Annotated in this window: 3 protein-coding genes; all 3 read left to right on the forward strand. The window is 48.4% G+C overall.

From position 1 onward, the window contains the following. Positions 1-52: 52 nt before the first annotated feature. The 3 genes from GO493_RS24340 to ectB are packed head-to-tail and all read left to right on the forward strand — an operon-like array spanning position 53 to position 13,445. Entirely contained in the window at positions 53-781 is a 729-nt protein-coding gene (locus GO493_RS24340) for an aspartate/glutamate racemase family protein (RefSeq protein WP_157308842.1), read from the forward strand. 10 nt (positions 782-791) lie between these two features. Continuing rightward, positions 792-12,152 carry a non-ribosomal peptide synthetase gene (locus GO493_RS24345; RefSeq protein ID WP_157308843.1) on the forward strand — a complete coding sequence of 3,787 codons (11,361 nt, stop codon included), beginning with the start codon at positions 792-794 and terminating at the stop codon, positions 12,150-12,152. Between the two features lie 30 nt (positions 12,153-12,182). Then, positions 12,183-13,445 carry a diaminobutyrate--2-oxoglutarate transaminase gene (ectB, locus tag GO493_RS24350; protein ID WP_157308844.1) on the forward strand — a complete coding sequence of 421 codons (1,263 nt, stop codon included), beginning with the start codon at positions 12,183-12,185 and terminating at the stop codon, positions 13,443-13,445. Positions 13,446-13,452: the final 7 nt, after the last annotated feature.

The raw sequence follows: 13,452 nt of genomic DNA on the forward strand, positions 1-13,452 counted from the left end.
CTATTTTTTAACCCGCCTGATTAACATTCCGGTGTCATTTATTCATGAAGTTATGAACAGCAAAAAGAAACTTGGCATTATTGGAGGCATGGGCTCCCGTGCAGGTGCTTTCTTCCTGAAAAAGATAATTGATTATTCCCCGGCAGAGAGCGACCAGGAATTTCCTGAGATCATATTTCATAACAATTCCCTGACCCCTGACAGGACAAGGGCTATTGTATACAATGAACCTTCTCCGCTTTCCTCGCTACTGAGATCTGTTGACCTGTTTAACAGGAACCAGGTGGAAGTAATAGCTATGGGATGTATTACTGCATACTATTACTACGACCAGATCATCCAGCATACCGACGCAAAGGTGATAAATCCTCTGTATGCAGCGGTAGAGCATATTAACAGCTACTATCCCGGTGCAAGAAGGATAGGCCTGCTGGCTACAACCGGCACTATCAGGTCCCGGCTTTTCCACAAGGTACTGAACAGAAATGGTATGGATGTTATAACCCTGGACCGGGTAAAGCAGGAAGATATATTTATGCGTGCTGTCTATATGAAGAACGGCTTCAAGTCTGCTCATATCTCGGATGAGGCCAGGAGACAGATGTATGATGCTATGGAAGAGATCAGTGCCCTGGATGTGGACATCATTATAGGTGGCTGCACTGAAGTGTCTATCGGTATTGATCCCAAAAGTGTTGACCTCCCGTACCTGGATCTTCTTGACCTGCTGGCAAGAGAGATGGTGGAACATTGTTACAGCGCTGATTTAGTAAAGAAATAAAGCAAGCATCATGAACAAGAGAATAATACATACAGTATTTGAGGATGTAGCGGCAGGCTTGTCGTCAAAAGTAGCTATAGAGGCGGGAAGTGACCATATTACCTATGGAGCGCTGAATACCCTGGCTAACCGTTTGTCCCACCTGTTGACATACCTGAATTATGGGCCGGAGAAGATCGTGAATGTTGTGATGCCGCCCTCTATTCACCTGGTGGGCACGATGCTTGGGATTTTCAAGAGCGGAAGTATCTTCCTGCCTGTAGATCCGGGTTTCTCTGAAAAGCGCCTGCGCCAGGTATTCCGTGATACATTTGATGGAGCAGTGATCGTAACCGCCGATCTGAAGGAAAAGATGCTGGAAATAGCAGCTGTACTGGATATCAGCATTGCCCATCTCATTGTGGTGAATGCAGATGATTCACTGTTGTTATATACAGGAACGGAAGACGGGCTTATGCCTGAATTGTTCGATGAAGAGGACATATGGTCCTGCAATCCTCCGTTGGTGATAAACGGGGACAGCGCTGCCTATATCTATTATACCTCAGGTTCAACCGGCGATGGTAAAGCTATACTGGGCGCGCACGCCAGCCTGAGTCACTTTATTCAATGGGAGATCAGGGAGTTTGGGTTTAATAATTCCGGCAGGTTCAGCCAGCTGGCCCAGATCACCTTTGATGCTTCCCTTCGCGATATTTTTGTAGCCCTTATCTCCGGTGGAACGTTGTGTATACCACCGGCTAATGTAAAGACAAACCCTGCACAGCTGCTTGGCTGGCTGGCGGCATCGGGGGTGAGTACTGTACATTGTGTGCCATCTCTTTTCCGGGTGCTGACAAAAGAACTTGAAACTGCAGCTGAGAACACATACAATCTGCGTGAGCTTACTCATGTGCTGATGGCGGGTGAGCTGATCTTTGCGAAGGATATTCACAACTGGCGCCGTGTTGCAGGAAACAATGCCTGCCTTGTTAACCTTTACGGTCCTACGGAAACAACATTAATCAAAACCTTTTACAGGATACAGGAGGTACCGGCCAATCCTTCACAGGCTATACCCGCGGGTATCCCTATCAGCAATACTGTTGTAGCAATTATTCAGAATGGGCGTATCTGCAGGCCCGGAGAGAAAGGAGAGATCTATATCAAGACTCCGTTTGCAACAAAAGGTTATTACAGGAATGAGCAGTTGACCAGCGAATGTTTTGTTCAGAATCCACTGGTAAGTGATGAAAGGGATATTGTTTATAAAACGGGCGACCTGGGGCGTTATCTGCCTGATGGAAATATTGAGGTGCTGGGAAGGATGGATACACAGGTAAAAGTAAATGGCATCCGTGTAGAGCTGACTGAAATAGAACGTGCGCTGCTCGATCTGACACAGGTCACAGGCGCCGTTGTAAAGCTGCATAGCACGGCGGAGCATTTTTCCACGCTGGTAGCTTATTATACCGGTACGGAGATGGATGCTGAACAGCTCAGAAAAGAGCTGGAGAAAACACTGAACCCGCAGCTGATACCTTCCTGTTTTATTTACATGCAGGCGTTTCCGTTAAACATGAATGGGAAAGTAGATAGGAAATCGTTGCCACTTCCTGAAGAGGTGATCATGGGAGGAACCGCATTTGAGCCTCCCGTGGGTGAAATGGAGAATGCCCTGGCTGCATTCTGGAAAGAGATACTGGGATATAAAAAAACAGGGAGGAATATTTCCTTCTTTAATGCAGGTGGTAATTCCCTGCGCGCCATCCAGCTGATATCAAGGATAGAAAAGGCTTTTGGTGTAAGCCTGAGCATTGCAGACATATTCACGTATCCTACCATCGCAGAGATGGCGGCCTTTATTACCAATGGGACCGAAATGGAATTCAGTGATATTCCTGTAGTGGCTGAACAGCCTCATTATGCGCTGTCAGCTTCGCAACGCCGGCTCTGGATGCTTAGCCAGCTGGGCGAAACCAGTGTTGCCTATAACATGTCCGGTATATATACATTTGAAGGTGAACTGAGTGCTGCGGCACTGAATCATGCTTTTAACAAGCTTGTTCAACGGCATGAAAGTCTGCGCACTGTGTTCAGCGAGGATGATGCGGAGGGTGTAAGACAATTTATCCTGACAGCGGAGAAGGCCGGAGCGCGCATGGTAGTAAAGGATGTGAGGCAGGAAGGAGAGCTGCTGCCCTGTCTTCTGTACCAGGTAACCGGTCGCCCTTTTGACCTGGCTGCTGGTCCGCTTGTACGTGCAGCGTTGTATCGTGTGGCAGATGATAAATGGATCTTCGCTTATGGCATGCATCATATTATCAGCGATGGCTGGTCTATGAATGTGCTGATCAATGAACTGTTAACATTTTACAAGGCGCATACTGCAAATATAGCTTATCCGTTGCCACCGTTACGTATTCAGTATAAGGATTACGCGGCCTGGCAACTGGAGCAGCTTTCCGGCGAATTGAGGGAGAAGCACCGTGCCTATTGGCTGCAACAGTTTGCAGGGGAGTTGCCCGTGCTGGAGCTGATCACAGACAGACCCCGCCCGGTAGCGAAGACCTATAACGGAGGCGTGGTGCATAAAAGAATGGGTAATGTGCTGACCCGGGAGCTCCAGGAGTTGATGCAGCAGGAAAGTGCTACCCTTTTCATGGGTCTGCTGGCTGCCGTAAATGCTTTATTATACCGCTATACCGGTCAGGAAGATATCATTATCGGCAGCCCGGTTGCCGGTCGGGGTCATATTGACCTGGAGAACCAGATCGGTTTCTATGTGAACACGCTTGCATTAAGAGCACGTTTCAACGGAAAGGACAGTTACAGGGAACTGTTATCGCATATACGAAATGTTACGCTTGGCGCTTACGAGCACCAGGTATATCCTTTTGATGAACTGGTGAATGACCTGGACGTACCGCGTGATATGAGCCGGAGCGCACTGTTTGATGTGATGATAGTATTACAGGACGCCCGTACCGGAAAAGGAAACGAACAATTCCTGGATAATGTCCGGGTAAGTGAATACCATGGCGATGAGCGCCATACCAGCAAATTTGATCTGAATTTCAGGTTCTCTGAAACAAGTGATGGCCTTCACCTGAATATTGTTTACAACAGTGATCTGTACGATGGGGCAACGGTTGCGCGTATGGCCGATCACCTGGAACAGTTGCTGCGCACGGCTGTAGCTGATGCCGGCTGCCCTGTACAGGAGCTGGATTATATAAGTGTTGAAGAAGAGCATCAGCTGCTTGAAGTTTTTAATAATATGGATGCAGCTCCTGTATCTGATAAAACATTTGTTACATTATTTGAGGAGCAGGCAGCCTTATATCCTGACAGAAAGGCTGTAGTATATGATGAAGAATCGCTTACTTACCGTGAGCTAAATGAACGGGCCAACAGGCTGGCCTGTTACCTGCGTAATGAGCAGAGTATAGATGCTGATGGCCTGGTGGGCATTCTGCTGGACCGTTCGGCAGATATGATAGTTGGGATACTGGGGGTGCTGAAGTCAGGTGGCACATATGTACCGATAGACCCTGAATACCCGCAGCAGCGTATCAGCTTTCTGCTGGAAGACACGGCCGTGGAAGTACTGCTGACCAACAGTGAGTACAGATCACTGGCCACCGGTTACAATGGTACTTTATTTGAAATGGACCGGCAGCTGGACGAGCTGCCACATGTAGCAGATAATCCTGCATTTGCCATAGCGGGTGATGATCTTGCCTATGTTATCTATACCTCAGGCTCTACCGGTCAGCCTAAAGGAGTGATGATCAGCCACGGATCTTTATCGGACTATTGCCTGGGCGTACTTTCCAGGACGAATATAAGTGAGTGCCGTCATTTCGGCCTGTTGTCGACCATTGCCGCAGACCTTGGTAATACAGTACTTTATCCTGCCTTGCTGGTAGGAGGCACGTTACATATTTTCCCTGGCACTTCGCAACTGGATGCGGAAAGAATGCGAAGGGCAGCGCTTGATTGCATCAAGATCGTTCCTTCGCATTGGAAAGCTCTGTCAGATGAAGCCGGCTGTTTTGTGCCGGCGCGCTGTCTGATATTCGGAGGTGAGTCACTGACGGCAGATGTGTTGTCACAGATCCGTTCTGTGAACAGTACCTGCCGTGTATATAACCACTATGGACCAACGGAAACCACGGTAGGTAAACTGATCCATGAAGTAATGCCTGAAGGACGTATACCATTAGGCGCTCCGTTCTGTCGCAGTGAGGTATATATCCTGGATAAACAGGACCAGCTGTGTGGTATAGGTATACCCGGTGAGATCTGTATCAGTGGTGCGGGAGTAGCCCGTGGTTACCTGAACAGGCCGGAGCTGACAGCAGAAAAATTTGTGGTGAACCCTTACCGTGAAAACGAGCGGATGTATCGTACCGGAGATGTTGGCCGCTGGCTGCCGGATGGCCGTATAGAATACCTGGGTCGTAAGGATGATCAGGTGAAGCTACGTGGTTATCGTATAGAGCTGGGAGAGATAGCCCGTTCACTGGAAAGCCATGCCCTGATCCGTTCTGCGGTTGCCGTTGTAAGGACCAATGATACGGGGGAGCAGGAGTTGGCCGCCTATTTTTCGGGAGATGCAGGTTTGCAGGTAAGTGAGCTTCGAAGCTGGTTAAGCCGGAGTCTGCCATCATATATGCTGCCGCATCATTATGTGCAGCTGGACGCAATTCCGTTGACAGCCAACGGGAAGGTAGACCGCAGAAAATTGCCTGAGCCTGACGGATTGGCTATCGATGCAAGGGTAGCATATGTTGCTCCCCGGAATGAGACTGAAGAAAAACTGATACAGATCTGGGAGACCATACTAGGCAAACAACAGATCGGTGTAAAAGATAATTTCTTTGAGCTGGGCGGACACAGTTTAAAAGCTACCCGCCTGGTAACGCATATACACAAGGTCTTCGAGGTAAGACTACCTCTGAGGGCGCTTTTTGCCAATGAAGTCCTGGAAGAACAGGCGCAACTGATACAGGAAGGGAAGAAAACATCTTTTATTTCTATTGCACCTGTGGAAGAGCGTGCATTTTACCCGCTGTCTGCCACACAGCGCCGCTTATGGATGCTGGGACAGTTTGATGAAGATAACGTGGCCTTTAATATGCAGCGGGTGTACGTTTTTGAGGGTAAGCTGGATATGGCTTCCCTGCAGGCTTCTTTTGATACGCTGATTGCCCGTCATGAGAGTCTGCGCACTGTGTTCCGTGAAGATGAACAGGGAGAGGTGGGACAGGTGATCCTGCAGCAGGAACAGGTCAGGTTTAGTATAGATTATAAGGATATCAGCGATGAGAAAGAACAGGAAGCCAGGCTCAGGGAGCTGATTGCAGCTGCTGCCTCCTGTCCTTTTAATCTTGCTTCCGGTCCGCTTGTACGTGCAACGGTATACCAGGTAGCGGCCAATAAATGGGTGTTTTACTATGGTATGCATCATATTGTGAGTGATGGCTGGTCTATGAGTGTGCTGCTTAAAGAGCTGCTGCTTTCTTACAATGCAGCTGTGAACGGAACTGTTGTTACTCCTGCGCCGTTGCGTATCCAGTATAAAGATTATGCCGTATGGCAACAGGAACAGCTGGGAGGAACGGCCTTGCAAACGCACAGGGAATACTGGCTGGAACGTTTTGAAGGCGAGCTGCCGGTGCTGATATTACCGGCAGACAGGAGCAGACCTCCAGTAAAAACATATAACGGAAGCGCTATTTATAAAGTGATTGGCAGAGAGCTGACCGGACGCCTGAAGCAACTGCTGCAGCAGGAAGGAAGTACCCTGTTTATGGGCTTGCTGGCAGCCGTAAAAGCACTCCTGCACAGGTATTCACAACAGGAGGACATTGTTGTTGGCAGCCCGGTAGCCGGGAGAGATCATATTGAACTGGAGAACCAGATAGGTTTTTATATCAATCCCCTGGCATTGAGAACGCAGCTCCGTCCGGCAGACAGTTACCTGCAGCTGCTGAGAAAAGTAAAGCAGGTAACGCTTGACGCTTATGAGCACCAGATGTACCCGTTCGACGAACTGGTGGATGAGCTGAACCCGCCAAGGGATATGAGCCGCAGTCCTTTATTTGACGTAATGGTGATACTGCAGAACCATGATAGTGTTTCTTTCAGACAACAGCAGGATTTAACAGACCTGCGGGTAAGTGAATATAAAGGCGAGGAACATGAGGTCAGCAAGTTTGACCTCTCATTTTACTTCGTAGAAAATAACGGAGAGATACGTGCTAAGATCGAATATAACAGTGATCTTTTCGATAGTGCTACAGTGTCCCGGATAGCAGGTCATTTGGAACAGGTGCTGGACACGGTGACAGCACAACCGGATATCGCTGTTGGCAGGATTGATTACCTGACTATGGCAGAGCAGCAACTGCTGCTGACCGGTTTCAATGATACAGATGTGACATTTCCGGAGGATACTACCTTTATCACCCTGTTTGAAGAGCAGGTACGGCAAACCCCGGACAATGCAGCCATCATCTTCGGGGATGTGACCCTCAGCTATAGTGAGTTGAATGAAAGGGCCAACCAGCTGGCAGACTACCTGAGAACAAACTATGATGTGCAGGCAGATGACCTTATAGGCATTAAGCTGGACAGGAGTGAATGGATGCTGGTAGCCATCCTGGGTGTCATGAAAGCAGGCGCCGGTTATATACCACTGGATGTAAACTACCCGCAGGAACGGGTTGATTATATATTGTCAGACAGTAACAGCAAAGTGCTGGTAGATGAGCAGGAGCTGGAGAGATTCAGAACAACCGCAGACCTCTATACAAGTGTTAACCCGCCGATTACTGCCGGTGTAAACAACCTTGCCTATGTGATCTACACTTCCGGTTCTACCGGCCGCCCAAAAGGAGCAATGATAGAGCATGCAGGCATGCTTAACCACCTGGTGGCCATGGCAGAAGAACTGGAGCTGGACGCAGATAGCCGGATAGCGCAGATCGCTTCATTTACTTTTGATATATCTGTATGGCAGCTGCTGAACGCCCTTATTACGGGTGGCATTACAGTGATGTACTCCCAGCAGGAAATACTGGACCCTGCGGCATTCCTGAAAAGCCTGGAAAAACAAAGGATCACTATACTACAGGTAGTGCCAAGTTATCTGAAAGTATTGCTGGATATAATTGATGAGGGGAACGCAGGTGACCTGAGCAGGTTATCCTATATGCTGGTAACAGGAGAAGCCGTAACGCGGCCGGTACTGAGTCGCTGGTTCGATGCTTTCCCTGATAAAAAAGTAGTGAATGCATATGGCCCCGCAGAAGCGGCTGACGATATTACCCTTCATATTATGGACCGTGTGCCGGATTCGGATAATATTCCTGTAGGCAAGCCTATACGGAATATACGGATATATATCCTGGACAATGCCGGAATGCTATGTGGTATAGGAGCAGAAGGAGAGATATGCGTGTCCGGTATTGGGGTGGGCAGAGCCTACCTGAACGATCCGGAGCGTACTGCCAGGAGCTTTACCATAGATCCTTTCCGTCCGGGAGAGCAGGTAAGGATGTACAGGACAGGAGATCTTGGCAGGTGGCTGCCTGATGGTACACTTGAATTTATTGGCAGAAGAGATAACCAGGTAAAGGTCCGCGGTTATCGCATTGAGTTGGGCGAAATAGAAAGCGCATTACTGCGCTACCCTGAGATGGAGGCGGTGGTGGTGAACGCCTTTGAAGAAGCTAACAAGGAAAAGGTACTGGTGGCTTACCTGGTAAACAAACAATCATTAAACGCAGACACCCTGCGCAGTTACCTGGGTGATAAGCTGCCACCCTATATGATCCCTTCCTGCTTTATGCAGCTGGATGAGCTGCCACTTAACGCAAATGGTAAGGTAGACAGGAAGCGGTTGCCGGCTCCGGGGAAGGACAGTCTTTCAACCGGTGTTACCTATGTGGCTCCCCAGAATGAGACAGAGGAGACGCTGGTAAATATATGGCAGGATATATTGGGTAAAGAGCAGATAGGAATAAAAGACAATTTTTTTGAAGCGGGTGGTCACAGCTTAAAAGTAACCCGGTTGTCCAGCCAGATACATAAACGCTTTGACGTAAAGATCGCGTTGAAGGACCTGTTCACCAAACCTGTGCTGGAAGAGCAGGCTATGCTGATACGGCAGGCGCAGAGAACGTCCTTTACCGCTATACCTGTTGCACCGGAGCAACCTTACTATGAACTCTCTTCCTCTCAACGCCGCTTGTGGGTGCTGAGCCAGTTTGAAAACGGCAACGTTGCCTACAATATGCCAGGCGCCTTCATCTTTGAAGGTGAGCTGGACAGTTACGCATTTACAGCTTCCTTTGAATGGCTGATAGCGCGTCATGAGATACTGAGAACAGTTTTCCGGGAAGATGAAAAGGGTAATGTCAGGCAGTTTATCCTTTCACCCGGACAGATGCCTTTCCATATCGATACGATAGACCTGAGGAAAAGGGGCAGGAAGATAAATGAATTGATACAACGGGATTTCACGCAGCATTTTGATCTGGCTGCAGGACCTCTGCTCAGGGCTTCCCTGTATCGTATTGCTGACAATAAATGGGTGTTCACTTATGTGATGCATCATATTATCAGCGATGGCTGGTCTATGAACGTGCTGATGAAGGAACTCCTGATGCTCTACAATGCTTCTACCGGCAGGCAGGAAAACCCTTTGCTTCCCCTGCGCATACAATACAAGGATTACGCTACCTGGCAACAGCAACAGGGAGAAGAGCTGCTCAGAGAACATAAGGAATACTGGCTGAAACAGTTTTCCGGTTGGTTGCCGGTGCTGGAATTGCCTGCTGATAAGCCCCGTCCTGCTATACAGACCTATAACGGCGGACTGGTACAGCGTAAGATCAGCGCCTCTGCAAGTACAGGCTTAAAGACGCTGACCCGGCAGCAGGGCAGCACATTGTTCATGGGGCTGCTGGCAGCCGTGAATGTGTTGTTGTACAGATATACCGGGCAGGATGATATTATTATCGGCAGCCCGGTAGCCGGCAGGGAACATGCTGATCTGGAAGACCAGATAGGACTGTACCTGAATACACTGGCATTAAGGACCAGTTTTGACGGTAATGACAGCTATTATAAGCTGCTGGAGAATGTAAAGCAGGTAGCACTGGATGCTTATGAACATCAGCTGTATCCGTTCGATGACCTGGTGGACGAGCTGAAACTGCACCGGGATATGAGCCGTAATGCCCTGTTTGATGTCATGGTGACATTACACAATACCCGTACACATGATACGAACGCACTACGTCCGGATGGACTGACCATTGCAAAATATGAATGGAGTAATACACCGATCAGCAAGTTTGACCTGTCTTTTGATTTTGTGGAAGCAGGAGAGGAGATACAGGTCAGCATAGAGTATAACAGTGATCTGTTTGAGAAAGAAACGGTATCACGTATGGCGGTTCACCTGGAGCTGCTGCTGCAAAACATTATTACCAATCCTTCCATGCCTTTATGCCGGTTTGATTATGTCAGTGATGAAGAGAAGCGGCAACTGCTGGAAACATTCAATGATACTACCGTTTTATATAACAAAGATCGCCTGGTAATTGACCTGTTTGAAGAGCAGGTAGAGAAAACACCTGATCATATGGCACTGGTATTTGGTGAAACGGAGCTTTGCTACCATGAACTGAATGAGCGGGCTAACCAGCTGGCAGGTTACCTGAGCGCGAATTACAGGCTTATGCCGAACCATCTGGCTGGCATTAAGCTGGCGCGCAGTGAATGGATGATCATCGCCACGCTGGCCGTTCTGAAAACAGGAGCTGCTTATGTACCTGTTGATCCCGGCTATCCGCAGGACAGGATAGACTATATGCTTGCGGACAGCAACTGTAAACTGGTCGTGGATGAGGAACTGCTGCGTCATTTTATGCAGACAGCGGAGGAATACGGCAATACCAATCCCGTGCGTACTACGCAGCCGGATGACCTGGTATATGTGATCTATACCTCCGGCTCTACCGGGCGGCCTAAAGGGGTAATGGTAGCCAATAAGCATGTGGTCAACATAGCTGAGGGATGGAGACGCAGTTACGGGCTGGATAACATCCGCGTAAACCTGCTGCAGATGGCAAGCCATTCCTTTGATGTGTTTATGGGAGATGTTTGTCGCTCACTGCTTACAGGTGGTAAAATGGTGATCTGCCCTAATGATGTAAAACTGGACCCTGAAAGCCTGTACAGCATGATGGAGCGGCACCGGATCTCAATACTGGAAAGTCCGCCGGGTGTATTACTGCCGCTGATGGATTATATCCTGGATAATAACCAACCATTGGATTTTATGAAACTGCTGATATTCGGCTCAGACACGCTGAATATAACAGCTTATAAAAAGCTGGTGGACAGGGTAGGAGATCAGCTGAGGATCATCAACAGTTATGGCGCAACAGAGGCCGCCATTGACTCCTCTTATTATGAAGCCGGTCCCGGTGCTGTAATCAGAGCATATCATTCAACCCCTATAGGAAAACCTTTTCCGAACAGCAGTTTTTACATACTTAATAACGAAGACCAGTTGCAGCCTGTTGGTATTGCCGGTGAGATCTGTATAGGTGGAGCAGGCGTAGCCAAAGGATATCTGAACAGGGAGGAGCTGACAGCAGAGAAATTCACAGCCAATCCTTTCAGGGCAGGAGAAAGAATGTACAGGACAGGTGATCTGGGCAGATGGTTGCCCGATGGCAATGTTGAATTCCTGGGCAGAAAAGATGACCAGGTGAAAATACGTGGCTATCGTGTGGAGCTGGGAGAGATTGAAAGCGCGTTGTTGTTGCATCCTGAGGTGGAAGCTGCTGTTGCCGCAGTACAGACAGGGAACGGCGGAGAGAAAGACCTGGTCGCCTACCTGGTGATAAGGAATGAGCTGCACGTATCGGATATACGTTCTTACCTGAACCGGAACCTGCCGGCATATATGATCCCCAACTATTATGTGCAGTTGGAAGAACTGCCGCTTACTCCAAACGGAAAGATAGACAGGAAACGCCTGCCGTCTCACAAAGGATTAGGTATGTCTGCAAGTGTGGAATATGTAGCGCCACGTAATGAAACGGAAAAGCAGCTTGTGCAGATCTGGGAGGAAGTGCTGGACAGGAAGGAGATAGGTATAAAGGACAATTTCTTTGAGCTGGGTGGCCACAGCCTGAAGCTGATGCGCGTGTTAGCCAGGATATCAGAACAGTTTGATGTGAAGATAAGTATTGAAACATTCTTTAAAGACCCATATATAGAAGTGCTTTCCAGATACATTGATGCCTTCTTAACCCTGCAGGAAGAAGCTATTCCTGAAACAACAGATGAACTCATCTTTTAAACCCGCTTATAAAAAATTAAACTGAATAAAATGAGAAACGAATCCAACGTAAATAGTTATGCCAGACAGTTTCCCGCCATTTTCGAATCAGGCGAAGGAAGTAAGATCACCGATGTTGCAGGAAACAAATATCTCGACTTTTTCTGCGGCGCCGGCGCCCTGAATTACGGACACAATAACCCCAGGTTGAAACAGGCCCTGCTTTCTTTCCTGGAGAAAGATGCTGTTGTGCACTGCCTGGATATGAACAGCGCAGTAAAGGACAGATTCCTGGAAAGATTTGAAAGCATCATCCTGCAACCACGTGATCTGAATTACAAAGTACAGTTTACCGGTCCTACAGGAACCAACGCGGTCGAAGCCGCTGTAAAGCTGGCCAGGCTGGCAACCAGGAGAAGGAAGGTGATCTCCTTTACTCATTCCTTTCATGGAATGACGGCTACTTCCCTTGCATTATCCGGCAGCCGTGAGGAAAAGCATAAAGTGAACCCTGCCCAGGACGTTATTTTCTTCCCTTACGATGGCTTCTTTGGCGAAGGGGTGGACACAATGGAATACCTGGAAAAAATGATCCTTACCAGGGGAACAGGCGTTGAATTGCCTGCTGCGATCATCCTGGAAACTATACAGGCTGAAGGAGGTGTAAATGTAGCCAGCAACAAATGGCTGCAGGACCTGCGCAGATTTACCCGGGAAAATGAGATCGTGCTTATTGCGGACGATATACAGGTTGGTTGCGGCAGAGCGGGTTATTTCTTCAGTTTTGAAAGGGCAGGCATTGTTCCTGACATTGTGCTGCTGTCTAAATCTATCAGCGGTTACGGCCTGCCATTATCCCTGCTGCTGATGAAGCCGGAGCTGGATGTATGGAAGCCCGGTGAGCATAACGGTACTTTCCGTTCAAATAACATGGCCCTTTGTACAGCTACTGAAGCGCTGGAATTCTGGAAAGACAATTCGCAGGAAAAGACCACCGCTCAGAATGCAGCTATTGTAAAGCGGCAGCTGGAACAACTGGCAGAAGCTTCGGAACATGTGGTGGCTGTGAGGGGTACGGGCATGATATGGGGGCTTGAATTTACATCAGGTGCCATTGCCAGGAAAATATCCTCTAACCTGTTCGGCAAGGGAATGATCATAGAAACCTGCGGTAACAATGAACAGGTGATCAAGTTGCTGCCGGCACTAACTATCCCTGAAGCTGAACTCAGAACAGGATTGAGTATGCTGGCGGAAGAAGTACTTGCACTGGACAACAGTGTTATCATGGAACATAACTCTTTGGTTGCATAATTATAAA

Source organism: Chitinophaga tropicalis (assembly GCF_009758205.1).
Taxonomy (GTDB): Bacteria; Bacteroidota; Bacteroidia; order Chitinophagales; family Chitinophagaceae; genus Chitinophaga; species Chitinophaga tropicalis.

Excerpts from the sequence above, each read along its gene's own strand:
- GO493_RS24340 (WP_157308842.1), top strand. The coding sequence starts at position 53 with ATGAACAGCAAAAAGAAACTTGGCATTATTGGAGGCATGGGCTCCCGT.
- ectB (WP_157308844.1), top strand. The coding sequence starts at position 12,183 with ATGAGAAACGAATCCAACGTAAATAGTTATGCCAGACAGTTTCCCGCC.
- GO493_RS24345 (WP_157308843.1), top strand. The coding sequence starts at position 792 with ATGAACAAGAGAATAATACATACAGTATTTGAGGATGTAGCGGCAGGC.